The organism is Corynebacterium sp. CCUG 70398 (assembly GCF_024454055.1).
GTDB classification, from domain to species: Bacteria; Actinomycetota; Actinomycetes; order Mycobacteriales; family Mycobacteriaceae; genus Corynebacterium; species Corynebacterium genitalium.
This window is the reverse complement of the sequence record NZ_JAGPYZ010000002.1, coordinates 184,453-208,444: the sequence shown is the minus strand read 5'-3', so window position 1 is coordinate 208,444 and position 23,992 is coordinate 184,453. Positions and strand designations below refer to the sequence as shown.

The 23,992-nt window shown below is 62.4% G+C and carries 31 protein-coding genes and 1 riboswitch; of the genes, 20 read left to right on the top strand and 11 right to left on the bottom strand.

Annotated elements, in window-relative coordinates; all coding sequences use genetic code 11:
• Nucleotides 1-6: 6 nt before the first annotated feature.
• Both KBX07_RS03585 and KBX07_RS03580 read right to left on the bottom strand, forming a co-directional pair.
• Nucleotides 7-342: a hypothetical protein gene (locus tag KBX07_RS03585; RefSeq protein ID WP_005286765.1), complete on the bottom strand. Its 336-nt coding sequence runs from the start codon at nucleotides 340-342 to the stop codon at nucleotides 7-9.
• Nucleotides 342-872: an Asp23/Gls24 family envelope stress response protein gene (locus KBX07_RS03580; protein ID WP_005286763.1), complete on the bottom strand. Its 531-nt coding sequence runs from the start codon at nucleotides 870-872 to the stop codon at nucleotides 342-344. The genes KBX07_RS03585 and KBX07_RS03580 overlap by 1 nt, the downstream gene beginning before the upstream one ends.
• Before the next feature lie 637 nt (nucleotides 873-1,509).
• Between KBX07_RS03580 and rpsJ the strand changes: the two genes are divergently transcribed.
• From rpsJ to rpsQ, 11 genes are read left to right on the top strand one after another with little or no spacing between them, the layout of a single operon-like run.
• Nucleotides 1,510-1,815: a 30S ribosomal protein S10 gene (gene rpsJ, locus KBX07_RS03575; RefSeq protein ID WP_003848085.1), complete on the top strand. Its 306-nt coding sequence runs from the start codon at nucleotides 1,510-1,512 to the stop codon at nucleotides 1,813-1,815.
• Between the two features lie 13 nt (nucleotides 1,816-1,828).
• Nucleotides 1,829-2,482: a 50S ribosomal protein L3 gene (gene rplC / locus KBX07_RS03570; RefSeq protein ID WP_005286757.1), complete on the top strand. Its 654-nt coding sequence runs from the start codon at nucleotides 1,829-1,831 to the stop codon at nucleotides 2,480-2,482.
• Entirely contained in the window at nucleotides 2,479-3,141 is a 663-nt protein-coding gene (gene rplD, locus KBX07_RS03565; protein WP_005286755.1) for a 50S ribosomal protein L4, read from the top strand. Before rplC ends, rplD begins: the two co-directional genes overlap by 4 nt.
• A complete protein-coding gene (gene rplW / locus KBX07_RS03560) occupies nucleotides 3,141-3,446 on the top strand; it encodes a 50S ribosomal protein L23 (RefSeq protein WP_005286752.1) in 306 nt (101 codons plus the stop codon). The genes rplD and rplW overlap by 1 nt, the downstream gene beginning before the upstream one ends.
• Before the next feature lie 46 nt (nucleotides 3,447-3,492).
• Nucleotides 3,493-4,329 carry a 50S ribosomal protein L2 gene (gene rplB, locus KBX07_RS03555; RefSeq protein ID WP_005286747.1) on the top strand — a complete coding sequence of 279 codons (837 nt, stop codon included), beginning with the start codon at nucleotides 3,493-3,495 and terminating at the stop codon, nucleotides 4,327-4,329.
• A 16-nt stretch (nucleotides 4,330-4,345) separates the two neighbouring features.
• Nucleotides 4,346-4,621, top strand: a complete 276-nt coding sequence (gene rpsS / locus KBX07_RS03550; RefSeq protein WP_005286746.1) for a 30S ribosomal protein S19 — start codon at nucleotides 4,346-4,348, stop codon at nucleotides 4,619-4,621.
• A 3-nt stretch (nucleotides 4,622-4,624) separates the two neighbouring features.
• Nucleotides 4,625-4,981 (top strand): 50S ribosomal protein L22, encoded by a 357-nt coding sequence (rplV, locus tag KBX07_RS03545; RefSeq protein WP_005286744.1) that lies wholly within the window; start codon nucleotides 4,625-4,627, stop codon nucleotides 4,979-4,981.
• A gap of 6 nt (nucleotides 4,982-4,987) precedes the next feature.
• On the top strand, nucleotides 4,988-5,737 hold the full coding sequence (rpsC, locus tag KBX07_RS03540; protein WP_005286742.1) for a 30S ribosomal protein S3: 750 nt from the start codon (nucleotides 4,988-4,990) through the stop codon (nucleotides 5,735-5,737).
• A 4-nt stretch (nucleotides 5,738-5,741) separates the two neighbouring features.
• Nucleotides 5,742-6,158: a 50S ribosomal protein L16 gene (gene rplP / locus KBX07_RS03535; protein ID WP_005286739.1), complete on the top strand. Its 417-nt coding sequence runs from the start codon at nucleotides 5,742-5,744 to the stop codon at nucleotides 6,156-6,158.
• The gene (gene rpmC, locus KBX07_RS03530) at nucleotides 6,158-6,388 is read left to right on the top strand and encodes a 50S ribosomal protein L29 (protein WP_005286736.1); all 231 of its coding nucleotides are present in this window, start codon (nucleotides 6,158-6,160) and stop codon (nucleotides 6,386-6,388) included. Before rplP ends, rpmC begins: the two co-directional genes overlap by 1 nt.
• Nucleotides 6,389-6,392: 4 nt before the next feature.
• Nucleotides 6,393-6,707 (top strand): 30S ribosomal protein S17, encoded by a 315-nt coding sequence (gene rpsQ, locus KBX07_RS03525; protein WP_256002239.1) that lies wholly within the window; start codon nucleotides 6,393-6,395, stop codon nucleotides 6,705-6,707.
• A gap of 71 nt (nucleotides 6,708-6,778) precedes the next feature.
• Here rpsQ and KBX07_RS03520 read toward each other — a convergent pair whose 3' ends face one another.
• The 5 genes from KBX07_RS03520 to KBX07_RS03500 all read right to left on the bottom strand — a co-directional run bounded on the left by KBX07_RS03520 (nucleotide 6,779) and on the right by KBX07_RS03500 (nucleotide 13,925).
• Complete coding sequence (locus KBX07_RS03520) at nucleotides 6,779-7,636, bottom strand: PfkB family carbohydrate kinase (RefSeq protein WP_256023035.1); 858 nt, start codon at nucleotides 7,634-7,636, stop codon at nucleotides 6,779-6,781.
• Entirely contained in the window at nucleotides 7,633-9,192 is a 1,560-nt protein-coding gene (locus tag KBX07_RS03515; protein ID WP_256023033.1) for a bifunctional hydroxymethylpyrimidine kinase/phosphomethylpyrimidine kinase, read from the bottom strand. Before KBX07_RS03515 ends, KBX07_RS03520 begins: the two co-directional genes overlap by 4 nt.
• Nucleotides 9,182-9,286, bottom strand: a riboswitch (TPP riboswitch). Its footprint overlaps the gene before it by 11 nt.
• Nucleotides 9,287-9,643: 357 nt before the next feature.
• Complete coding sequence (locus KBX07_RS03510) at nucleotides 9,644-11,242, bottom strand: GTPase (protein WP_256023031.1); 1,599 nt, start codon at nucleotides 11,240-11,242, stop codon at nucleotides 9,644-9,646.
• Nucleotides 11,242-13,110: a GTPase domain-containing protein gene (locus KBX07_RS03505; protein WP_256023030.1), complete on the bottom strand. Its 1,869-nt coding sequence runs from the start codon at nucleotides 13,108-13,110 to the stop codon at nucleotides 11,242-11,244. The genes KBX07_RS03510 and KBX07_RS03505 overlap by 1 nt, the downstream gene beginning before the upstream one ends.
• Nucleotides 13,111-13,130: 20 nt before the next feature.
• Complete coding sequence (locus KBX07_RS03500; protein WP_005286720.1) at nucleotides 13,131-13,925, bottom strand: formate/nitrite transporter family protein; 795 nt, start codon at nucleotides 13,923-13,925, stop codon at nucleotides 13,131-13,133.
• A gap of 327 nt (nucleotides 13,926-14,252) precedes the next feature.
• On the opposite strand from KBX07_RS03500, the gene rplN reads away from it, so the two are divergent.
• The 6 genes from rplN (at nucleotide 14,253) to KBX07_RS03470 (ending at nucleotide 19,318) form a co-directional block, all read left to right on the top strand.
• Nucleotides 14,253-14,621, top strand: coding sequence for a 50S ribosomal protein L14 (rplN, locus tag KBX07_RS03495; protein ID WP_040423424.1), 369 nt, complete (start codon nucleotides 14,253-14,255; stop codon nucleotides 14,619-14,621).
• Entirely contained in the window at nucleotides 14,622-14,936 is a 315-nt protein-coding gene (rplX, locus tag KBX07_RS03490; RefSeq protein WP_256023028.1) for a 50S ribosomal protein L24, read from the top strand.
• Nucleotides 14,936-15,520: a 50S ribosomal protein L5 gene (rplE, locus tag KBX07_RS03485; RefSeq protein WP_256002248.1), complete on the top strand. Its 585-nt coding sequence runs from the start codon at nucleotides 14,936-14,938 to the stop codon at nucleotides 15,518-15,520. Before rplX ends, rplE begins: the two co-directional genes overlap by 1 nt.
• A 164-nt stretch (nucleotides 15,521-15,684) precedes the next feature.
• Nucleotides 15,685-16,947 carry an esterase-like activity of phytase family protein gene (locus KBX07_RS03480; RefSeq protein WP_256023026.1) on the top strand — a complete coding sequence of 421 codons (1,263 nt, stop codon included), beginning with the start codon at nucleotides 15,685-15,687 and terminating at the stop codon, nucleotides 16,945-16,947.
• A 240-nt stretch (nucleotides 16,948-17,187) separates the two neighbouring features.
• Nucleotides 17,188-17,910 carry an ABC transporter ATP-binding protein gene (locus tag KBX07_RS03475; protein ID WP_255997841.1) on the top strand — a complete coding sequence of 241 codons (723 nt, stop codon included), beginning with the start codon at nucleotides 17,188-17,190 and terminating at the stop codon, nucleotides 17,908-17,910.
• A gap of 4 nt (nucleotides 17,911-17,914) precedes the next feature.
• The gene (locus KBX07_RS03470; RefSeq protein WP_256023025.1) at nucleotides 17,915-19,318 is read left to right on the top strand and encodes an FtsX-like permease family protein; all 1,404 of its coding nucleotides are present in this window, start codon (nucleotides 17,915-17,917) and stop codon (nucleotides 19,316-19,318) included.
• An 83-nt stretch (nucleotides 19,319-19,401) separates the two neighbouring features.
• Here KBX07_RS03470 and KBX07_RS03465 read toward each other — a convergent pair whose 3' ends face one another.
• Genes KBX07_RS03465 through KBX07_RS03450 form a run of 4 tightly spaced genes read right to left on the bottom strand, consistent with a single transcriptional unit; the run spans nucleotide 19,402 to nucleotide 22,124 of the window.
• Entirely contained in the window at nucleotides 19,402-20,094 is a 693-nt protein-coding gene (locus tag KBX07_RS03465) for a hypothetical protein (RefSeq protein WP_255994420.1), read from the bottom strand.
• Between the two features lie 33 nt (nucleotides 20,095-20,127).
• Entirely contained in the window at nucleotides 20,128-20,607 is a 480-nt protein-coding gene (locus KBX07_RS03460; protein ID WP_256023023.1) for a hypothetical protein, read from the bottom strand.
• A 13-nt stretch (nucleotides 20,608-20,620) separates the two neighbouring features.
• A complete protein-coding gene (locus KBX07_RS03455; RefSeq protein ID WP_256023022.1) occupies nucleotides 20,621-21,619 on the bottom strand; it encodes an L-lactate dehydrogenase in 999 nt (332 codons plus the stop codon).
• Nucleotides 21,620-21,638: 19 nt separating this feature from the next.
• Nucleotides 21,639-22,124, bottom strand: coding sequence for a carboxymuconolactone decarboxylase family protein (locus tag KBX07_RS03450; RefSeq protein ID WP_256023020.1), 486 nt, complete (start codon nucleotides 22,122-22,124; stop codon nucleotides 21,639-21,641).
• Between the two features lie 501 nt (nucleotides 22,125-22,625).
• On the opposite strand from KBX07_RS03450, the gene rpsH reads away from it, so the two are divergent.
• Genes rpsH through rplR form a run of 3 tightly spaced genes read left to right on the top strand, consistent with a single transcriptional unit; the run spans nucleotide 22,626 to nucleotide 23,986 of the window.
• Entirely contained in the window at nucleotides 22,626-23,024 is a 399-nt protein-coding gene (rpsH, locus tag KBX07_RS03445) for a 30S ribosomal protein S8 (RefSeq protein WP_005286671.1), read from the top strand.
• Between the two features lie 17 nt (nucleotides 23,025-23,041).
• On the top strand, nucleotides 23,042-23,578 hold the full coding sequence (rplF, locus tag KBX07_RS03440; RefSeq protein ID WP_255994423.1) for a 50S ribosomal protein L6: 537 nt from the start codon (nucleotides 23,042-23,044) through the stop codon (nucleotides 23,576-23,578).
• A gap of 3 nt (nucleotides 23,579-23,581) precedes the next feature.
• A complete protein-coding gene (gene rplR, locus KBX07_RS03435) occupies nucleotides 23,582-23,986 on the top strand; it encodes a 50S ribosomal protein L18 (RefSeq protein ID WP_005286666.1) in 405 nt (134 codons plus the stop codon).
• Nucleotides 23,987-23,992: the final 6 nt, after the last annotated feature.

The window sequence follows — 23,992 nt, the reverse complement described above, 5'->3', positions numbered from 1 at the left end:
ATACTCTTAGTTTTGCGTAGCCGTCTGGGGTCTGCGCACGGCGTCCGCCACGACGACATCAATACGCGGCGCGCCCATGCTCGCAATGGCGGGGGTCTGTGCGACGGCGCTCTGAATGTCGGCGACGATGTGCGGAATCTCGCGGCGGGAGGACAGGTCGTAGATGACGTGGATGGCAATGTGCGAGGGCCCGATCAGCTCGATGCCCTCAATCATTGCGCCCGGCACCCGCAGGAAAGCCCTGCCCATGCGGCCGCTGGTCAACCCCGCCACGCCTTTCACGGATGTCGCGGCACCGCAGATTTGCTCGGCGGTGTCGCGGGTGACGGAGAACGAAGCCATTACTGTTCCAGGACCTGACCGTTAGCCGGGTAGGTCGGCTCGTTGCGGACGGCCTCTTCCTCGGTGTTCTGCTCCGGCAGGTTGACATCGTGGACGGTGACGTCGACGCGGTCGACGATCAGGCCGGTCATGCGGGTCACGGCGATGGTGACGTTCTCGCGGATAGCGTTAGCCAGCTCGTGGATGGCAACTCCGTACTCGGCGATGATGGCAACGGCGACGTCAGCGTGGCCGTTCTCCACCACAACGTTCACGCCCTGCTGGACATTGGTGGAAGCGGTCAGGGACTCACGGACTGCGCCCCACATGCGGGCCGCGCCGCCGCCCAGGTTGTGCACACCGGAGACCTCGCGGGCAGCGATGCCGGCGATCTTGCCCACAACGTTGTCGTCGATGACGGTAGAACCGTGCTCGGTCTCGAGCGCCTCGTTGCGCGGTTGAGCTGCTGCTTCAGGGGTGGTGGAGCCGCCGGTCTCGGCGGTTGCGGGAACGTCAGCGGAGGTCGGGTTCTGGTTGTTGGTGTCCATCATGGTCCTTCCGGGAAAGTTGGGTTAGTTGCGCTTATGCGTCACTCGCCATACTAGGCTCGCCTGCGTACCTCGGCAATGCGAGAAGAAGATCGGTACCGTTTCGAGACCAAGTCCTCCTATTTGCTTTCGGTTTGAGCTGTGTGTTTAAATACTCGGGTTGCTTTAACACGGCGTCTTCAACACGGCGTCGCTGGTAAGGCGAACATGACACCTTTTGCACGGTAAGCCAGCATTGCTTATCGACGAAGGACCTGCGATCGAGCACAGGCCACCACGAGGCACTCTCGAGACCGGGGACCGGAGAAGGGGCATGGCAAATAAACAGCGGCAGTACACGAAGGCCACGGGGCGCTGATCGTCGATAAGCGATCTGCCCACCTCCTTCCAAGCCTGACACTGAGCTTTCTTGCTCAGCGGAAGCACTGACAAGCGCGTTGTTTTCACGCCATGCATCTTCCGCCGATTGTCATGGCAGTCAATTCGTTTGAAAGACACTGGCGTTGTCAGCCGGGCCCTGAACCGGACAACGTTATAGAGAAAAGAAGCAAGCTAGTCCTCACCTCTTCGCTCTCAATTCACTTTGTTCACATCGAGCGAAGCGAGAGAGTGAACGTGGGGAAGCGAGGAAGAGGTTTACGTGGCGGGACAGAAGATCCGCATCCGGCTCAAGGCCTACGACCACGAAGCGATTGACGCATCTGCGAAGAAGATCGTTGAGACGGTCACCCGCACGGGTGCCCGCGTCGTTGGACCGGTGCCGTTGCCTACCGAAAAGAACGTGTACGCCGTTATTCGTTCTCCCCACAAGTACAAGGACTCGCGCGAGCATTTTGAGATGCGCACTCACAAGCGCCTCATCGACATCCTCGACCCGACGCCGAAGACGGTGGATGCCCTCATGCGCATCGACCTTCCTGCCAGCGTCGACGTGAACATCCAGTAGGGAGAACTGACACATGACTAACGAGATCAAGGGCATTCTGGGCCGCAAGCTCGGTATGACCCAGATCTTCGACGAGGAGAACCGTGTTATCCCGGTGACCGTCGTCGAGGCTGGGCCGTGCGTTGTCACCCAGATCCGCACTGAAGAAACCGATGGCTACTCCGCCATCCAGATCGCTTACGGCGACATTGATCCCCGTAAGGCGAAGAAGCCGCAGGCAGGCCACTACCAGAAGGCCGGCCAGAACCCGCGCCGCCACGTGGCTGAGATCCGCATGGACGACACCTCTGCCTACGAACTTGGCCAGGAAGTGACCGTCAACATCTTCGACGGCGATACCTTCGTCGACGTTGCCGGCACCACCAAGGGCAAGGGCTACGCAGGTGCCATGAAGCGCCACGGCTTCGCAGGCCAGGGTGCCGCTCACGGTAACCAGGCTGCGCACCGCCGCGTCGGCTCCATCGGTGGCTGCGCCACCCCGGGCCGCGTGTTCAAGGGCAAGCGCATGGCAGGCCGCATGGGCAGCAACCGTGTGACTACCCAGAACCTGAAGATTCAACGTATCGACGGCGACTCCAACCTGCTGCTGATCAAGGGCGCCATTCCCGGCGCTAAGGGCAGCCTGGTCACCGTCAAGACCGCAGTGAAGGGCGGTGCTCACGCATGACGAACCTGACACTTGATGTCCACACCGCTGACGGAGCAACCAAGGGCACTGTCGAGCTCCCGGCCGAGCTGTTCGACCGTGAAGCTTCCGTGCCCCTGATGCACCAGGTGGTCAACGCGCAGCTCGCCGCTGCACGCCAGGGCACCCACAAGACCAAGACCCGCGGCGAGGTCCGCGGCGGTGGCCGCAAGCCGTTCCGCCAGAAGGGCACCGGCCGCGCACGCCAGGGCTCCATCCGCGCACCGCACTACACCGGCGGTGGCACGGTTCACGGCCCGGTGCCGCGTGACTACTCGCAGCGCACCCCGAAGAAGATGATCAAGGCAGCTCTTGCCGGCGCCCTGACCAACCGTGCTCAGAACGACCGCATTCACGTGGTCGAAGAGCTCGTTCCGGGTCAGACCCCGTCGACCAAGTCCGCCCGCGCCTTCGTCGAGCGCCTCACCGACCGCAAGTCGGTTCTGCTCGTCATCGGCCGTGAGGATGTCAACTCCCGTCTTTCCGCACGGAACCTGCCGGGCGTGACCATCCTTGAGCCGGGTCAGCTGAACACCTACGACGTGCTCAACGCAGACGACGTGGTCTTCTCCGTGGAAGCTCTCCACGACTTCGTGGGCCGCGCAAACGCTGTTGGTGCCGCAGAGGAGGCAAAGAACTAATGGCTAAGATCGCCAACCCGCGCGACATCATCATCGCCCCGGTCCTCTCCGAGAAGACCTACGGCCTGATGGAGCAGAACACCTACACGTTCTACGTCGCTCCGGAAGCCAACAAGACCCAGATCAAGATTGCCGTGGAGGAAATCTTCGGCGTGAAGGTCGATTCCGTGAACACCGTCAACCGCGAGGGCAAGCGCAAGCGTTCCCGCACCGGTTGGGGCAAGCGGAAGGACACCAAGCGCGCCTACGTCACCCTCCGCGAGGGCAGCGACTCCATCGACATTTTCGGAGGCGCGACTGCCTAGCGGCAGCCAGCGCTAACGAAAAGAGTTAGATCGAAAAGGAACTACTATGGCTATTCGTAAGTACAAGCCGACAACCCCGGGTCGCCGCAACAGCTCCGTTTCCGAGTTCGAGGACATCACTCGTTCCACCCCGGAGAAGTCCCTGCTGCGCCCGCTCCCGAAGAAGGGTGGCCGCAACACTCACGGCCACATCACTACCCGCCACCGTGGCGGCGGCCACAAGCGCCAGTACCGCGTTATTGACTTCCGCCGCTCCGACAAGGACGGCATCCCGGCAAAGGTCGCTCACATCGAGTACGACCCGAACCGCACCGCCAACATCGCTCTGTTGCACTACGCAGACGGCGAGAAGCGCTACATCATCGCACCGAAGGGCCTGACCCAGGGCACCACGGTAGAGGCTGGCGCCAACGCCGACATCAAGGTGGGCAACAACCTGCCGCTGCGCAACATCCCGACCGGTACGACCATCCACGCTGTGGAGCTCAAGCCGGGCGCCGGCGCCAAGCTGGCCCGTTCCGCAGGCACGTCCATCCAGCTGCTGGGTAAGGAAGGCACCTACGCCGTTTTGCGTATGCCGTCTTCCGAGATCCGCCGCGTGGACATCCGCTGCCGCGCGACCGTCGGCGAGGTTGGCAACGCTGACCAGATCAACATCCGCTGGGGTAAGGCCGGCCGTATGCGCTGGAAGGGCTGGAGGCCCACTGTCCGCGGTGTTGTCATGAACCCGGTCGACCACCCGCACGGTGGTGGTGAGGGTAAGACCTCCGGTGGCCGCCACCCGGTTTCCCCGTGGGGCCAGCAGGAAGGCCGTACCCGCAACCCGAACCGTTATTCCAACAACATGATCGTGCGCCGTCGTCGCCCGAACAAGAAGCGCTAAGAGGAGGTAACTTCACATGCCACGCAGCCTAAAGAAAGGCCCGTTCGTTGACGAGCACCTCCTCAACAAGGTGGATGCTCAGAACGAGGCCGGAACCAAGCAGGTCATCAAGACCTGGTCCCGCCGCTCGACCATTCTCCCCGACTTCATCGGGCACACCTTCGCCGTCCACGACGGCCGCAAGCACGTGCCGGTGTTCATCGACGAGTCCATGGTCGGCCACAAGCTCGGTGAATTCGCACCGACGAAGACCTTCAAGGGTCACGTCAAGGAAGAGAAGGGGCGTCGATAAGCAATGAGTGACACCATCACCTCCGCACGCGCTACCGCCAAGTACGTTCGCACTTCGCAGATGAAGGCGAACCGCGTCCTCGACCTCGTCCGCGGCAAGTCCGTGTCCGAGGCCCTGGCAATCCTGAAGTACGCGCCGCAGTCCGTGTCCACCCAGGTGGCCAAGGTCGTCGCGTCTGCAGCTGCCAACGCTGAGAACAACTTCGGTCTTGACCCGCGCACGCTGGTCATTTCCGAGGCATACGCCAACGAAGGCCCGACCATGCGCCGCTACCAGCCGCGCGCCCAGGGCCGCGCATTCCAGATCCGCAAGCGCACCTGCCACATCACCGTGGTAGTTGAGAGCCAGAAGGAGGCTTAAACTCACATGGGTCAGAAAATTCACCCGCACGGCCTCCGGCTGGGCATCACCGCTGACTGGAAGTCCCACTGGTACGCCGACAACAACTACGCAGACTATGTCGCTGAAGACATCAAGATCCGCGAGTTCCTGAACAAGAATCTGCAGCGCGCAGGCATCGCTGACATTGTCATCGAGCGCACCCGCGACCGCGTCCGTGTCGACATTCACACCGCCCGCCCGGGTATCGTGATCGGCCGCCGCGGTGCAGAGGCTGACCGCATCCGCCGCGAGCTGGAAAAGCTCACCGGCAAGATGGTCGCCCTGAACATCCTCGAGGTCAAGAACGTCGACGCCAACGCCGCTCTGGTCGCCCAGTCCGTGGCTGAGCAGCTGGTCAACCGTGTTGCATTCCGCCGCGCCATGCGTAAGGCCATCCAGTCCGCGATGCGTCAGCCGCAGGTCAAGGGCATCAAGATTCAGTGCTCCGGCCGTCTCGGCGGCGCTGAGATGTCCCGCGTCGAGCGCTACCACGAGGGCCGCGTCCCGCTGCACACCCTGCGCGCCGAGATCGACTACGGTCTCGCCGAGGCAGAGACCACCTTCGGCATCATCGGTGTCAAGGTCTGGATCTACAAGGGTGACGTCGTCGGCGGTGTCCGCGAGTCCGAACTCAACGCACCGAAGAACGAGCGCGGTGGCCGTGGCGACCGCGACCGTCGTCCGCGCCGTGGCGGCCAGCGCCGCCAGCGCGCTGAGCAGAAGAAGGAGGGTTAAGTTCATGCTTATCCCGAAGCGCGTCAAGTACCGTCGCCAGCACCGCCCGAACCGTTCGGGCGTGTCCAAGGGCGGCAACACCATCAACTTCGGCGACTACGGCCTGCAGGCTCTCGAGCCGGCGTACATCACCAACCGCCAGATCGAGTCCGCACGTATCGCCATCAACCGCCACGTCAAGCGCGGCGGTAAGGTTTGGATCAACATCTTCCCGGACCGCCCCCTGACCCAGAAGCCGCTCGGTGTGCGTATGGGTTCCGGTAAGGGCCCGGTGGAGAAGTGGGTGGCCAACGTCAAGCCTGGCCGCATCCTGTTCGAAATGTCTTACCCGAACGAGCAGGTCGCTCAGGAAGCTCTGCGCCGCGCCGGTGCGAAGCTGCCCTGCAAGACCCGCGTTATCTCGAAGGAGGACCTGTACTAATGGCTACTGGTACCCCCGCACACGAGTTCCGCGAGCTCACCGAGGCTGAGCTTAAGGACCGCCTGTCCGCTGCTAAGGAAGAGCTGTTCAACCTGCGCTTCCAGAACGCTACCGGTCAGCTGACCAACAACCGCCGGATCTCGACGGTCAAGCGCGACATCGCCCGCATCTACACGGTGCTGCGCGAGCGCGAGCTGGGCCTGTCCACTGTCCCTGGTGAAGGAGCGTAAGTAAATGACTGAAGCAACTGGAACCGCCACCGGCAAGGGCCCGAAGCACACTGAGACCCAGCCGAAGGAGAAGGGGCTGCAGAAGCGCCGCCGTGGCTACGTCGTGTCCGACAAGATGGACAAGACCATCGTCGTCGAGGTCGAGGACCGTAAGTCCCACGCCCTGTACGGCAAGATTGTCCGTACTACCAAGCGCGTGAAGGCTCACGACGAGAACAACGAGGCTGGCGTGGGCGATCTCGTCCACATCATTGAGACCCGTCCGCTGTCCAAGGACAAGCACTTCCGCCTCCTGGACATTGTGGAGAAGGCTCGCTAGTCCTCTCTCTTCGCGAAGAAACCCGCCGATTTCAATCGGCGGGTTTCTTGCTGTTTAGTGCATCGGCTACATCATTGAATGAGGTGCTCGAGTTCGCGCGCGTAGGGTGTGTCTGCGCCTGCTCGGGACACCGTGATCGATGCGGCGAAAGCGGCGAAATTGAGGATTTCCCGCCACTCGCTGTCGTTCAAATTCAGCAGGTCGTCGCAGCCCAAACCACGCCGGTCGAACTGGTGCACCAGCGCGGCCATCACGGTGTCACCGGCGCCAATGGTGTCTACAACGTGGACGTCGTGCTGTGCGACGGAGCACTGGCCAAACGGAGCGCGCACGTGAATGCCGTTCGAGGACGTGGTCACCACGACGGGGACGTTGGATGTATCACCGAGGAATCCAACCTCGTCCTCGGACAGCTTCAGCATGCCCCGCAGGAACGCGCGGTGTTTTTCTGTTGCAGTGGCAGGGCGGATATTCGGATCGAGGCAAACGACGGCACCGGCCTCCACACTCGTGCGGGCGGCGGCAGCGTAGCGCGATGCGGCCGGCTCAAGTGCCAGCGAAAGGCTGCCGAACACGGTAAAGCCCTCTGGCGCCGGCACTGGTTCTGCCTGGCGGTCGGCTGTGCCCTCGGTGTAGAACTGGTAGCTTGCCGATCCGTCGTCACCGATGGATGCCACCGCCAATGTGGTGGGCTCGGGCCCGGTGGGGCAGTGGGGGAGGGCGACGTGGGCGTCGATAAGCGAGGCCCGCAGCTCGCGGCCGAAACTATCGCTAGATAACCGCGATTGGAACGAGACAGTGGATCCCATGCGGCCGAGAGCGCGCGCGACATTGAACGGACCGCCGCCGAGCGCTGGCCGCAAAGGCGCAAGTGGAAGCGTGCCGGCGGGTACCAGGTCCACCAGCGCCTCGCCGTAGACCGTGATCATTGGGTGCGCGTTGCCTGGTCGAAGAACTCCCGCTCGTAATAGCAGGCGTACATGAAGGCTTCGGTAGCCTTCGCGCGCTGCTCCTCGGACGCGTTCGACAGAGCCTTCTCCACGCTCTGCAGTGCCATGCGCACACCGTCTACGAAGTCGTCGCCGCCGTACATGGACAGCCATGCGTTGTAGGGGTGGGCATCGTGGTTGTTCTCTGCAAGGTGCATGCCCACTTCGGCGTAGAGCCAGAAGCACGGGAGCACCGCGGCGGCGCCGATGGCGTAGTCCGCCAGCGCCGCGGTAGACGTGAGCATGTTCACGTACCCCAGCGTCACCGGAGACGGGGGAGTGTCCGCTGCGACCTCGTGCGCGGAGATCCAGCTGCGGTGCAGATCGGATTCCGCCTCGATGGCGACAGTCGCGGACTGGGCCCACCACACCTGGTCCTCGGCGTCGGGAGCTTTCACGCTTAACGACGCCAGCGCCCGCGAGTACTCCCGCAAGTAGTAGGCATCCTGAACCAAATAGAAGGAGAACTGCTCCTGCGGCAGCGTGCCGTCGCGCAGAGCGCGGATGAACGGAGAGTCCAGGGTTTCCGGCCACACCTTTGCTGCTGCTTTCTCCCAGAGGTCCCGGGTGAAGGGGCCGGCAGCCTCGATCTTGGGTTCGAGGATGGGGGAGGAGGTGGTGTTCGGGGCGGTCCAATCGTCGCTAAGCTTCCAGGGCTGCGCGGAGCCTGCCGTTGCGAGACGGCGCGCGCGATGGGAGTGGTCGATGGGTCCGTGGCCGGTGCCAACGTTGAGGTCGTCCGCGTGCGCGATCGCCTCATGCAGCCAGCTCGACGTCCACGCGAGCGCCGTGGCTGGGTCGATAGCCATGCGCGTGGCGAAGGCCGACGACAGGGAGCAGCCCGTGCCGTGCGTGTTCTTCGTGTCCACGCGCGGGACCTCAGCGACCTCGGTGTCACCATCGGGAGAAACTAGCGCGTTTGAGGCCATGCCTTCGCGCAGGTGGCCGCCCTTGACCACGACTTTCACGCCGCTGGCGTCTGCGTAGGCCCGGCCCTGCTCCATGGCTTCCTCGAGCGTGTCCGCAGGCTGCGTGCCCGCCAGCACAGCCAGCTCCGGAATGTTGGGCGTGACCACGGTGGCGTGCTCCTTCACGAACTGCCGCAGCGCCTCCTCCGCATCCTCAGTCAGCAGGCGGTCACCGCTGGTGGCCACCATCACCGGGTCCACCACGACGATGGGCACCGGGTGCTCCGTGAGGTAGTCGGAGACCGTCTTCGTGGTCGTGGCGTCACCCAGCATGCCGATCTTCACCGCGTCGACCTGGACGTCGTCGAAGACCGCGTCGAGCTGTGCCTTGAGAAACTCCTGCGGCGGGGTGTGAATATCGCGCACACCGTGGGTGTTCTGCGCCACCAGCGAGGTGACCACGCACATGCCGTAGCCGCCCGCAGCGGCAATTGACTTCAGATCGGCCTGGATGCCCGCACCGCCCGTCGGGTCCGTTCCGGCAATGGACAGGATGTTAGGGATAGCGCTGGGCGTGCGTTCGGCCATCAGACAATTCCTCCGCGAATTCGAGTTCGATCAGGTTCAACGGGTGTAATCTCAGCCCGGCCTCATCGGGGGCTGGGCACCCCGTGTCTTATCCCTCGATCATACGTGAGGCTTGCGTCCGTCAGGGGGTCTTCAAACAATTGAAGGCCTGACTTCGACGTGTATCAAGGCCAGGTCTCGCGGCTGAAGAGCCGCGGCTTCGGACTGTTGCGGATTCCTGGGGGGCGGCTCGCCCCCTTTGGACGCTGGAATACTGCTCAGGCATATAAGCATTAACGAACGTTTTTGACCTGCGAGTTTAGATCAGCAGTATTCCGGAAAACCGCCAGTAGTATTCCGGGCTGGATGGTGCCCCCATTGGTACGGCTACCCTTCGCAACGGCCTCGGGGTCATTGCAGCACTCTGCTCTGCTCAAGGTTCTGCATCCGAGGCCAAGCGCGGCCGCCGCTTCTACCTCACAGCGCTCGTCACCGTACCGACGAAATTGTCGTAATCGGCGCGTATGCTCTCCAGTGGCTCCACCACGGCTGTTTGAGAGATCTCCGCTACCTCTCTGCGCACCGCGTTCCGGGTGCGGCGCTTCACCCCGGAGCCGATCACCCCACCGAAGACGGTGGTGACTAGACCGATGATGAGTCCCGTCAGAAGCCCAGCCATGATGAGCAGCGTGGGCACTGGCCAGCCTTCGACGGTGGGGACGAGATCGTCGCCAAGCAGCGGCATCAGCGCGCCCGGCACGAATGCCACGAGCAGATACCAAACCACTCCAGCCAGCGCGGCGATGAGCGCCAGCCACTGAATCACCGTGAGCAGGAACCATCCGCGGGACGGTTCTGCGGGGAGGCGGGTGCGCGCCACGGCACGGTCCAGTTCACCCGGCAGAGACTGGGAAATCTCCTCGGTGCGGTCCGCCACCGCCGCTGACCACGCGTGGGGCAGGCCGGCAGCGGCGGCTGCGGAATAGTCACGCAGACCTTTGTTCGCCACCGCTTTGCCGGATGCATCCAGCTCCGGCATCGAGGTGCGGTGCACGCCGACGTCATCGGACTCCTCCCGCAGGCCGAGCCGGCGCAGAGGATCGGGGCGGAACCTGGTGATCCAGCTGGTCAACAACCACCCGGTGCGCTCATGCAGCCGCTTGCGGTAGGCGGCGGCAGTGGTCGAGGCGATGCGCTCCGCCCCGGCCGCTTGAGACAAGGTCGCGTCAAGGGCACGCTTCGCGTGCTTTTCGACGCCACCCACCCCACTTGCCGGCGCATAGTCCTCCGTCACCGCCCGAATGTCAGCTTCGATGCGGGCGGCCTGAGCAGTGTGCGCGCGGGCAACCTTGGAAATGGAGCCCCGCAGCGCCTCAATGCCCTCACCGGTGCGGGTGGAGGTGGGGATGACGGAGATGCGGGAAAGGCCGTCGTCGAGAAGCAAATTCTCGAAGTTCCCGGCAACCGTGGGCACATCGTCCGCATGCAGCAGGTCAGCTTTGTTCAATACGGCGAGGGTGACCTCGGCGTGGCCGGCGTGGGGGCGGATGAACTGGTCGTGGATCACGCTGTCGGCGTACTTCTCGGGGTCGGTGACCCAAACCAGCACGTCGACTTGGCCGGCAAGGCGTTCCGCGATCGCACGGTTGGAGGCTTCCACCGAGTCGAAGTCAGGCAGGTCCAACAAGATGAGTGGGCCGGCGCCGGGAGCGAACTCACCTTCGCGGCTCCGGCGGTCTTCCACCCCAAGCCAGTCCAGCAGCGCTTCGGACCCTTCCGGCTCCCAAATCGCCGCGAGAGGCGAGGATGTGGTCGGGCGGCGCGCAGCTGCCTTGCCTAAGTCCTCGCCTACGACCGCATTGAACAGAGACGTCTTGCCGGAGCCGGTCGCGCCAAAGAATCCTACGACGGTGTGGTCAGCAGACAGGGCGCGGCGTTCCGCTCCCGCGCGCGCGACCGCTTGGAAGCGCTGGATCTCGTCGGCAGGCAAGTAGGGCGCGCCGATGGAGGCAGCTTCCTCCAACGCGGCGAGCCGGTCGCCGAGCGGAGTTGTGCGTTTGAAAAGCGCCACTATCCCTCGCCCTCCGTTCGGTGAGCTTCAGCGTCAGACGATTGCGTGCCAAACGAGCCGCGCAGCTGGTCGAATAAGCCGCGCAGGGTGCCGTGCTCGTAGCTTTCCCGCACATCCTCGGGGACATGGGCGGCGGGAACCTGCTCAGTGGGGGCCGGGGTGAGGATGCCGGGGAAACGCTCGTCGATCGACACACGCGCCTCAGCAGCGGCGGTACGGAGGGATTCGGCAGAGGTTCCCTCAAGCAGCGGGTCAGTGATGGCGTAGTAGCGCTCGCGTTCGCCTCGCAGCAGCACATCGAGACGCTGGTTGAGGTCTTCGCGCGCGTCGGCAGCCATGCGGCGGACCGTGTCCTCACCGAACACCGTCTCCAGCAACTTCTGGCCTAGCACTGCGGAACCTCCCGCGATGCCGATCTCAGCGCCGGTCAGTCCGGCCGTGGTGGAGAACACCACCAACATGAGCGCGACGGTGAGCACGTTGAGCCCCAGCGACATCACGCGGGCACGCTGGCGTTTCTCGCCCGCGGTGTCCTGAATGCGCGTCAGCATCGCCCCCTGCCATTCGCGGATGAGCTGGGCGGCCTTGTCGTCGATGTCCTGGCTGGCGCGGGCCAAGGAGGGATCAGCTGCGTGACGACGCTCCGGTGCCACCGCCCCCACATGCGCCCACGCCCGAGACGCCGCCGAGTCCGCCGCATCCACGATCACGGCGTGCAAACCCGACTCCAGCTCCGTCTCCACTTCCCGCAGGGGAGCGGGCTCGCCGCTGAAGAAGCTGCCCACCTTGTCCACCGCCTGGCTGAACCAGCGCTCGACACCGCGGAACACGTCCGAGGTGCCTACCACGTCCTGCCAGCGGTCCATGACCTCGGTGCGCAGCATCTTTCCGTCGGACGTGGCATCAATGATGTGGTGGTGCGCTGAGCGGTACAGCTCCAAGATCGACTCGTCGATGTGGTTCGCGAATTCTTCGCTGCGCTGGCGCGTAGCCACCAACTCATCCACGCGAGCAAGGGCGCCGTTGGCCGCACCTGCCACGGTCTTGCCGGCCACCTCGCGCCGGGCAGCAGAATCGTCCGCCAATGAGGTCAGGTAGTCCCGGAGCGGCGCCACCATCTCAGTCGGGAGGAACTCCTCCTGCAAGTCCTTCACGTACGGCACTTCGAAGACGGTGGCGCGTTCCAGGCCGGCCTCGTTCATCATGCGCCGCAGATCGGCCGGGACCGTGGCTGCGGCTGCCTCGTCGAGGCGGTTGAGCACGACCACGACTTCGATGCCGCGACCGGCGGCGTCATGCAGAAAGTTCCACACCAGCTGATCGGCGTAGCGCGCGGGGGTGGTGACGAAGATCCACAAGTCCGCTGCGGCGAGCAGCTGGCTGGCAAGGGCGCGGTTGCGGTCATCGGTGGAGTCGAAATCCGGGGCATCGAGAAGCGAAAGACCCTCAGGAATGCTGGGTGTTTCCACCACTCGCAGCGTCGTGGACTGCTCGTTGCCCGCGCCGTGGGAACGAGCAAGGCCGGGCAGGACCTGCGGCGAGTTGAACCATTCTGCGTCGCCCGGATTAGCCACCAACACCGGCTGTCGGGTGGTGGGGCGGATGACCCCAGGGTTCGACACATGCTCCTGCAACAAGGCGTTGACCAACGTGGACTTGCCGGATCCGGTGGACCCGCCGATCACGGCCAATAGCGGCGCGTCGAGGTTGGCCAGGCGGGGGAGTATGTAGTCGTCGAGCTGGTTGACCACCGCGCGGGCTTCATCGGCGGCGTCGGCGGGCAGCGTGGTCGCGGCCAACGAGTCGCGCAGCTGCTTGACCGCGCTTAACGGGTCGCTCGGCGGGGTGGTGGTTTGGGGGCTAGTCACCAGCCCATTGTTGCAAAAAGTTAATCCTTGTACTCAGTCTTGGTCAGATTCAGCCAGCCGTATACGCCGCCCATAATCAGGCCGCCGCCCACCATGTTGCCCAGCCACACCACGGACCAGTTGCGCAGAATATTGGCAATGGTGAACCCGTCGATCGTCTCGGGCCCGTAAACGAAGCCGCCGAGTTGGACCATCACGAAGTTCGCGATCGAGTGCTCGTAGCTCATCGCGGCGAACGCCGGAATGACCACGATGATGCCGAGCAATTTGGCGGAGAAATCTTGGCCAGCCTGCGTGGACATCATGAACGCGATGTTGACCACCATGTTCGCCAGAATCGCCTCGACGAACAAACCCCCTGTGGGCTTCGCGAGTTTGTTTTCCAGCACGGTGTGCAGCAGGCGGGTTTCGGGGTCGATGTTGCCCATGAACACCGTATGGGAGATCAGCCAACACACCACCACGGCACCGACCAAGTTGAAGAGTGTGACGAACAGGATCAGCGCCAACCCGCGTAGGACGGACACGTGCTTGGTCACCGCCCCGTAGGTCATGAACATCATGTCGCCGGTGGCGAGCTCGCCTTGCAAGACGATGATGATGTACAGCGTCGTTGCGAAGATGGCCGCGAAGACATAGCCGCCCCAGCCCGGGGCGTAGCTTTCCATGATCGTTCCGGTCGCCGCGGCGAAGGACGTCATGATTCCGAGGTAGACGCCAGCCATGATCGCGCGTACTGCGAACCGGGACGGTTCAGTGGAGAACAGGTCCAGTTTTCTGCCGATGATGCCTGGTGCTGTTTTGTGGAAGTTCATGCCCTCAACATTAGCGGTATTTAATACGTTTGAGCTGCGGTTTGATCAACGTCTTAGTGTGATCTCGGCCCCCTTCTTGCGGGGCGTAGGCAGCGACAGCCTAACCATGCTGGGATGATTTGGTCCAACACCTGTTGACGTGCTTTAATACATCAGTTGCCTGGAGCTGGTCGGCCACGACGCGCGTTTCCGAGCGGAATGGCCGAGACCCTTCGGCCTCGTTGTAGTGGACGAGGTCCGTCGATAAGCGAAGGCGCAAAAAGCAATTGACCACGTGCGTTCAGGACGGAAATCTGGCGCACATTGATCCAGGTCAGGAGACCAAAAGTGATTCAGCAGGAATCGCGTCTGAAGGTCGCCGACAACACTGGTGCACGTGAGATTCTGTGCGTCCGTGTCCTCGGCGGTTCTGTTCGACGCTTCGCCGGTATCGGCGACACGATTGTCGCCACCGTGAAGGAAGCCGCCCCCGGCGGCAACGTGAAAGAGGGCGAGATTGTCCGCGCCGTCGTCGTGCGCGCCAAGAAGGAGACCCGTCGCCCGGACGGCTCCTACATCTCGTTCGACGAGAACGCAGCTGTTCTGATCAAGAACGACACCGAGCCGCGCGGTACCCGCATCTTCGGCCCGGTTGCTCGTGAGCTGCGCGACAAGAAGTTCATGAAGATCGTTTCTCTCGCACCGGAGGTGATCTAGTTGAAGATCAAGAAGGGCGATATGGTCCAGGTCATCGCCGGTAAGGACAAGGGCGCTCAGGGCCGCGTCATTGAGGCATACCCGAAGCGTGAGCGTGTCCTGGTCGAGGGCGTGAACCGTGTGAAGAAGCACGTTGCTAACTCGTACAACGAGCGCGGCGCTGAGTCCGGCGGCATTGTCACCCAGGAGGCTCCGATCCACGTGTCCAACGTGATGATCCTTGACTCCGAGGGCGCCCCGACCCGCGTTGGCTACCGCTTCGACGAGGACGGCAAGAAGGTCCGCGTGGCCAAGTCGAACGGGGAGGACATCTAATGACTGAGATTCAGAACTACACTCCACGCCTGAAGACGCGTTACCAGGACGAGATCCGCGGCAAGCTCGCTGACCAGTTCGGTTACGACAACGTCATGCAGATCCCGGGCATCACCAAAATCGTCGTGAACATGGGTGTGGGCGACGCTGCCCGCGACTCGAAGATGATCAACGGTGCGCTCGAGGATCTCACCGCGATCACCGGCCAGAAGCCGCAGCTGCGTCGCGCGAAGAAGTCCATCGCTAACTTCAAGCTGCGTGAAGGCATGCCGATCGGTGCGAAGGTCACCCTGCGCGGCGACCGCATGTGGGAGTTCCTCGACCGTCTGCTGACGGTTGCTCTCCCGCGTATTCGTGACTTCCGCGGCCTGTCGGACACCCAGTTCGACGGCAACGGCAACTACACCTTCGGCCTCGCCGAGCAGACCATGTTCTACGAGATCGACGTGGACAAGGTTGACCGTCCGCGCGGTATGGACATCACCGTGGTGACCTCCGCGATCAACGACGAGGAAGGCCGTGCGCTGCTGCGCCACTTCGGCTTCCCGTTCAAGGACAAGGACGGCAAGATGCAGCGCCCGTAAGCGCATAACGCATTCGCTTGTCGACGCCCCCGTGGCCCCGGTTTCACACCGTGGTCACGGGGATTTTGTCATGCGGGCAGCTGTTCCCCGTGCCGTGGCCGGCATCTCGAATTAGGGTGGGGGCTGGTTCTGCCAACTCTGCCGTCTGCCCGAGGAGCGCTCGCATGTCCCGTCGTCCAGCCCGTGCGGTTATCGCAGCCGCCACCGCCCTGTCTTTAACTACCGCAACTGTCCAGCCCGCTGAAGCGGCACCCGCACCGCTGGAGATCGGCGCCCTGCCACAGCAGGACGTCGCTATTAATGGCGTGAAAGTGCCTATGCCAGCGGCGCTGCTCGCTGTCGCCGGAATCGCTGCGGCCCTCGGTGGGCTGAGTGCGTTCATCGTGCAGGCAATCATCAATGCGGCAGCGGGGCAGAAGGGCGGGTCTGCACCCGGTGGTTCTTCCCGCAAACCGGGGGATGAGAAGCCTCACGCTGAGTACCTGAATCGCTTCGACTTCAGCGAAGGGAACAATGAGAAGGCAATCGGCGGGCTCAGCGGCATCGAGCTCGTCGACCAGGACCGCTACATTGCTATCTCGGACGACAAGAAGGAGCACGGTCCGATTCGCGCGTACTACTTCAAGACGACTGATGGTGGAAAGACCTTCACGCAAGACGGAGAGGTCAGGTTCACGCAGGCGGACGGGAGCGAGTATTCCGATTACCTCGACCCCGAGGAAATCCGCTTGCTGCCGAACGGAAACTACCTGTGGACCACCGAAGGCTCAGCCGACAAGGGCACGTTCATCGCCCCACAGATCATTGAGTCCACGCCGGATGGGAAGGAAGTCCGGCGCATCGACGCTCCAGCGCACCACGCTCCCGATGAAAAGGGAACAAAGGGTGTGTACAACAACAAGGGTCCAGAGGCGATGGCGGTTCTCGCTGATGGGAAGACGATGATCACCATTAACGAGGATGCTCTCGCTCAAGATGGACCGGAGAACTCTGAGACCCACAGCTCCCTTGCCCGCATCACGGTGTACGATCTGAACTCCGGTAAAGCCGTCAAAGAGCACGCAGTTCGTGTGAGCCCGGGCCGCGGGGTGACGTCTTTGCTTGCCGACGACAACGGCAACCTGTTCATGCTCGAGCGCGGATTCAACGAAGCCACCAAGACGAACATGGCGCAGATCTACACGCTGGACCTTGAGGGCGCGGATGATGTGCTGGGCACCGAAGCACTCACCGGCTTGGAGAAGACCGCGTCCAAGACCCTCGTTTTCGACTTTGACAACCAAAAGCCCCACCCCGACAACGTCGAGGGCCTCGCCTGGGGGCCGAAGAACGCGGCTGCGAACGGTGGCCGCTCGATGGTGGTCGTCACTGACGACAACTTCAACGATTCCCAGTCGACGCTGATGCACCTGCTTGCCGTGCGCTAACACGTGCTTCCACGGTGCCTGTGCGAGCAAAGTGGGGCAAGCTGTGCTCTCCCGCGTCATGCCCGGCATGCACGGAACTCACATCGAATGTGGAGTAAGATCTCAACCCGATCACTACCGGGCAGGGCACGTTTCAGTAAGAATGGCTGAGTCTGTATGCCGGTTCGATGAGAACACCGGTGGACTCTTGATAGGGGATGTGCCCCGCACGACAGATGTGTACTTGCCAGGGAGACTTTGATGACCGCGACACTCACCGCCAGCGACGTTCGACGAGATGTTCAATCGGGGCCGACAACTACTGAAATACTGCGCGGATGCAATCTTGAACTGCATGGCGGCGGCCTCACCGCGATAGTTGGGCACTCGGGATCCGGAAAATCGTCGTTGCTGATGTGCCTGAGCGGTCTCGACGAACCATCGTCAGGCTTTGTCAGTATTAACGGGCAGGACATTTACCGCCAGTCCGCGAGCGACCGGGCCCGGATGCTGCGTACGAGCATCGGGTTCGTCTTCCAGCAGTACAATCTCGTTCCCTTTCTCTCCGTTGAAGAGAACATCACGCTTCCTTTTCGCCTGAACCGGGAGAACGTTCCCCGCCGCGTAGTCAACGGCTTGATAGAGGCATTCCATCTAGGCGCGCGGCGCGACGCGCCGGCCCGGACGTTGTCCGGCGGCGAGCAACAAAGGACCGCGCTGTGCCGGGCGCTAGCGCGACGGCCAGACATCGTGTTCGCGGATGAGCCGACAGGCGCGTTGGATTCGCAGAGCACTGGAATCGTGCTGAACACCCTCCGACGCATGGCGGACGAGGGGCAGATGATCGTCATGGTCACCCACGATCTGGAGGCTGCGGCAATGGCAGACAACGTCATTGTCATGCACGACGGTCAGGTGGCCGGGGCAGTTGGGAGGACGACCAGCCAGGAGCTACTGACTATCATCTCGAGCCTCGGGGAGTAACCAGATGCAGCGCTATGTTCTGAAGATGTTTGCCGACGGATGGCGTGAATGGACGCCAGCCATGGCCGTGGTCGGCGTGATCTCCACGATGATTGGGCTGTGCGTGCACCAGTACGCCTGGACTATGACCCCGCAGTTCCGTGACGCGGTGGCTGCCGCAGGCGCCCCACTAGCCGAGTATCAAATCCTTTCCATCACCATTTACGTCGTGATCGCGTTGGTGTCGTGGGTCGCTCTGACAGTTGTGGGGAAAGCAAGCGTTCACGCTTCCCGGCATACCCACGCGCTGTGGCTTTTGCTTGGGGCATCACCGCGCGCAGTGTTTCTGTCCACGCTGTACATTTTGCTGATCGTGAGTTTCTGCGGAGCCATGATGGGGGCGATCGCCTCAACATTTTTAGGTTTCTGGGTGCTCCCTGCATTCGATGGCGCGGTGTCCCCAGCCGTAGACATGCCGCGGTTCACTGTCGCGCTGTGGGCTCCGCTCGTGGTCGTCATCATCAGTGTCGCTACGGCCATCGTGGGTGGTGTGGTGCCTGCGTACCGGGCGTCCCGCATCCAACCCGGTGTCGCATTGCGTACGGTCCAGCAACCGGACCACAAATCCACATCGTCGGTGCTGCGGATCGTCAGCGGTTCGTTCTTTCTCCTGATTGCTGTAGCGCTCGTCGCGGCCTCGAAACTGGACCAGCAGCTCGCTTCTGCGGGGCTAGCCCCAATCATCAACCTCGCCTTCAACGCAGGTGCCAGCGCCTTGATCGGCGTTTACCTGATGTGCCCAGAGATAGTGGGATTCCTCTTTCGAGTTCTGCACAAAGTTTTTGATGTTACTGACCTGGTCGTTTCGGCACTGGGTACCCGTGCAGCAGCAGCACGGTCGCGCATGAACGTGACCACAATCGCGCCGTTGGCTGCAGGTCTTGGCGGCGTCGGGCTGCTGTTGTGCGCATTGGGTTCGGTTGGAGCAGTCGTCCAGATTCTCGAACCGGGGGCGGAAACCAACATGACCGATACTTGGATCATTATCGCCGTTGTGATTGTGTCGATGTTCGCTACCAGCGCCGCCGTTGTCGCACTGTCCGCGCGCGGACGCGGGCATGAAGTTGCTCTCCTACAATCTGCCGGAATGTCTCCGCGGCAGGTGATCGCGCTGATCGGGGCGGAGAGTTTCGCGATGTCGCTTGCAGCGACATTGGTCGCAGCTGTCCCAGTGGTTGTGGGTGGCGTGGTCTGTGCCTTCGCAACCGCGACTGCTCTCAATGGACCACCGGTTGTCGAGTGGCCGTTTAAGATGATGTCGCTTGGCATGCTCGGGGCGTGGTTATTGCTTTTCCTCATCTTGGCCATCCCCACGATCGGACCGCTCCGCAATGGGCCGAGCGCGCAACTCCGGGGTGGGGGAGTCTGACCTTGGCGGGGGTGAGCAGGTCACCGATCCCGCCCGACGGCAAGGAAGTTCGCCACACAGACGCGTGAGCACGATGCTTCTGGCTACATGTCGATAAGTGTCCAGTCAACCTGCGGTAGGCGTTCGCGCGTGGCCATCCACGTCTCGAAGGCTGCAAGGGTCTCGTCGTAGCTGGCGATCATTGCCCGGTAGTGGGCGTCGGGGCCACCGTCGCGGACTTCCACTAGGTACGCCCCCTCGGCGGGCTGGTACATGGTCTGGATGTACTGATCGCCGTCATGCGTTTCTCCGACGATGAGGAAGTCCACGTCCTCGCGCCCATGGTCGTGGAAGTAGATCATTTCATTGGTCACGCTGGTCAACCACTGAGACAATGCACGAGGAGAAGCCCAGGCAATGTCCCAGTTGTATGTGCGGATGAACATGTCTGGAGTGTCGTCGCCGTAGGCCAACACAAGGTCGCCTAACTCGAAGACGACGACCAACCCCATGTCCGCGGCGATCTGTGACAGGCGGTGGGCCACCAAGCTGACCACCACGTCGTGCACGTCCACAACGAGGCAGCGGTCGCCTCGAAGTCCGGTGCCATCTGGGTAGAGGCGTCCGTGGTCAATCAGGTCACGGTTCTGCTCCAGGACTTGATCGCGCAGCTGTTCCAATTGTTTGTCTGCGGCAAGTGGTCCGTCGGACGCGGCCACAACAGCCTCGATCATCTCTTGGTTAGGCATGGCCAGGGGCGCGTTGGGCTTGTGGATGATCAGGTCGGTGTTTCCCATGTCTCGTCTCGTTTCGGTTTGGCTGTCGCCCGCTTATAGCTTCACGACGGAAGGCTTGTGGTCCGGCGCAGGAGTGACGAGGACCTCAACTGAACGCGGTGTTTTAAGGTTCTCTTCGTAGGTGTAGAACCCGTCCGGGGCGCGAAACTGCAGCGTTGTCCAGCCTGTCCAGGGCAGACGGTAGATGTAATCCACGTGGTCTTGGGGCCCATCGATGGACGTTTCCACCGCATCGACAATCGTGATGCCCTCTTCGTCGACGTGGATGGTGTGAGTGACAAAGGCATCATCCCATTCGCTATAGCTGTCAGCGATGGTGAAGGTGGCTTTGATCGTTTCACTGTCTTCGGGGGACGGCCCACCAATGCAGATTGATCCTGGGCAGAATCCCACCGTTGGATAGCGGGAGAAATCGAGCTCCGCGTCCTCTTCGATGTGGAGGTTGCCGATCACCATGAAAACATAGCTGAACAGCTCAACGACCACATCGAAGGTGCGTGCGGGTTCGCTCATGCGGGGAAAACGCTTACGAGGTCAGCCCAGAGCTGTTCATGACGTCGCGCAGAGTGTTAGCGGAGTGCTGGAACTGCTGGGTTTCGGTCTCGTCGAGGTGCAGTTCCACAACATCGCGGATGCCGGTGCGGTTGATCACGGCGGGGGTGCCGATGTAGATGTCGTTCTCACCGTACTCACCTTCGAGCAGGACGCTGACCGGCAGAACTACGTCCTCGTTGTGGAAGACCGCCTTGGTGATGCGAGCGAGGCCGCCACCGATACCGAAGCTGGTGGAACCCTTGGCGCGGATGATGTTGTAGGCGGCGTCGCGAGTCTCCTCGAAGATGGTGTCCATCTCGTTGGAGGCATTGTCGTCTTCCTCAGCCAGGCGGCGCAGGCGCTCGCGCAGGGAGACACCTGCCGCGGAGCCAGCGGAGATGACGGGCAGTTCGGTGTCGCCGTGCTCGCCGATGACGTAGGCGTGGACGGAGTTGGAGGAAATCCCGAAGTACTCACCGAGAGAGTGACGGTAACGGGCGGTGTCCAGGATGGTGCCGGAGCCGATCACCTGGCGCGACGGCAGGCCGGAGAACTTCCAGGTGGCGTAGGCCAGAACATCGACAGGGTTGGTAGCCACGAGGAAGATGCCGTTGAAGCCATGCTTCATGACCTCGCCGACGATGGATTCGAAAATCTTCAGGTTGCGTGCCACAAGGTCGAGGCGGGTTTCACCGTCGCGCTGAGCGACACCGGCGCAGTTGACCACGAGCGCAGCGTCGCGGCAGTCCTCGTAGGTGCCCACGGTCACGCGGGTGTTGTGCCCGGACCACGGAACGGCGTGGTTGAGGTCCTGGACGTGGCCCCACGTCTTTTCCTCGTTGAGGTCGATGATGGCCAGGTGGTCGCACAGGCCCTGGTTGACCAGCGCGTATGCGTAGGCGATGCCGACGTCACCGGCGCCGATGAGGACGACTTTGTTTCCGGCAGTCGGGCTGTTGGTGATCTCGCGGTTTTCGTGCGGGTGGGTCATGGGTGCTCCTTCGGGGTGGTTAGTCACGGGACAGGTCAAACTCAGTGGTTCCTTCGATCCGTTTCGGATCTGTGCGGGTAGCGATGCTGACTCGGTTGAAAGAGTTGATGGCCACAATGCTGACCAGCAGGTTTAGTGTCTCTTCTTCACCGAGCTTTTCGACGGCAGCATCCCACAGGTCATCCGGAACCGATTCGTCGCCGTCGATGTGGGTTATCGCGTCGGTAAGCGAAAGGACCAGTTGCTTGTCCTCACTGAACGCATCGATGTTGTTGGTCCACCGCTCTGCTTCGAGGATGTGCTCCTCGGACCAGCCGTCTTTGCGTGCGTCGCGGCGGTGGGTGGCGATGCACGCGCGGCAATCATTCAAGACCGAGGCACGCAATGAGACGAGGTGGCGGTAGTCTTCCGGCACATTTTGCGAGGTGTATTTCACCATGGGCAGCAGCGAGCGCATCGCGTCGCCCCTGAGTTGCTTCCTAGGTGTCTCGGATGACTCGGTCATATTTCCGAGCCTAGTCTTCCCAGCTCCGGCGTGCTGTGTGGGAAAGCTAACTCATCACGGCCGCGGCCGGTTAGCGGGAGGAGCGAATGGTTAGCGCCAGGACTGCTCCGATAATGCAGGCCACAGTGGCTGGCCGAAGTGGTGGAGAGTGACCAACGGCTTGATGCCCCAAGAGAGAAGGTCGCGGTACTCTTCGGTGTAGCGGGCCAGCGCATCCTCATCGAATAAGCGATTTGTGCTTTTCAGGCGCTGACCTGTATGGTTGACCGACGGACCTGAGCGCGACGCACGAATGCGCCTCAGAGCCGTTTTTGAACGTGACAATCCGACATTGTTGCAGGCCCCCCGCCATAATGCGGACCGTATGAAGGGTGGCGGCGAGCACCTTCCGTTACTAAGCGGCAAGGAGCGCCCCCAAGTAGCTGTAGTAGCCCCCGACAAAACACGCGGATAACGCAGGTGGGTCACGGGAACCGCAACGAGAAAGGTAAACGGTCAACCATGACCATGACAGATCCTATTGCGGACATGCTGTCTCGCGTGCGCAACGCTAACAACGCGCACCACGAGACCGTGTCCATGCCCTCCTCGAAGTTGAAGGTCAACATCGCGGAGATCCTCAAGCAGGAGGGCTACATCGCTGACTACACGGTTGAGGAAGAAAAGGTCGGCAAGACCCTGTCCCTCGACCTGAAGTACGGCCCGTCCCGCGAGTCTTCCATCGCTGGCCTGCGCCGTGTGTCCAAGCCTGGTCTGCGCGTCTACGCGAAGTCCGGCGACCTGCCGCAGGTTCTCGGCGGCCTGGGCGTGGCCATCATCTCCACGTCCCAGGGTCTGCTGACGGACCGCCAGGCCCAGGAGAAGGGTGTAGGTGGGGAAGTCCTCGCCTACGTCTGGTAAGGGAGGTTTGTTAAAACATGTCTCGTGTAGGTAACGCACCCATCGCTATCCCCAGCGGCGTCGAAACCAAGATCGACGGCCAGCACGTCGAGGTCAAGGGCCCGAAGGGCACCCTGTCCGTGGACGTTCCGGAGCCGATCACCGCTGCTGTTGAAGACAACCAGATCGTGGTCTCCCGTCCGGACGACCACCGCACCAACCGCTCCCTCCACGGTCTGTCCCGCTCGCTGATCAACAACTGCGTTGTCGGCGTGACCGAGGGCTACAAGATCAACATGGAGATCTTCGGCGTCGGTTACCGCGTGCAGCAGAAGGGCAAGGACCTTGAGTTCTCCCTCGGCTACTCGCACCCGATTCTGATTCAGGCACCGGAAGGCGTCACCTTCGCTGTCGACGGCAACACCAAGTTCTCCATCGAAGGCATCAACAAGCAGCAGGTTGGCCAGATTGCCGCGAACATCCGCCGCCTCCGTAAGGATGACCCGTACAAGGGTAAGGGCATCCGCTACGAGGGTGAGCAGATTCGCCGCAAGGTCGGAAAGACGGGTAAGTAAACAATGAGCACTGAAGCAAACACTCAGAAGCGCACCCCGGTCGGCCGGGACATTGCTACCCGCCGCCGCGAAGCACGCGTCCGCCGCCACAACCGCATCCGCAAGACCCTGCGTGGCACCCCGGAGACCCCGCGTCTCGTCGTGCACCGCAGCTCCCGCCACATGCACGTCCAGGTCATCGACGACCTGGCAGGCCACACCCTGGTCTCCGCTTCCTCCATGGAAGAGGACGTGCGCGGCGTTGAGGGCGACAAGAAGGCCAAGGCAGCGAAGGTCGGCGAGCTGATCGCCGAGCGTGCCAAGGCAGCTGGCATCGACGAGGTCGTTTTCGACCGCGCCGGTTACAAGTACCACGGCCGCGTCGCAGCGCTTGCAGACGCAGCCCGCGAAGGTGGTTTGAAGTTCTAATGATCA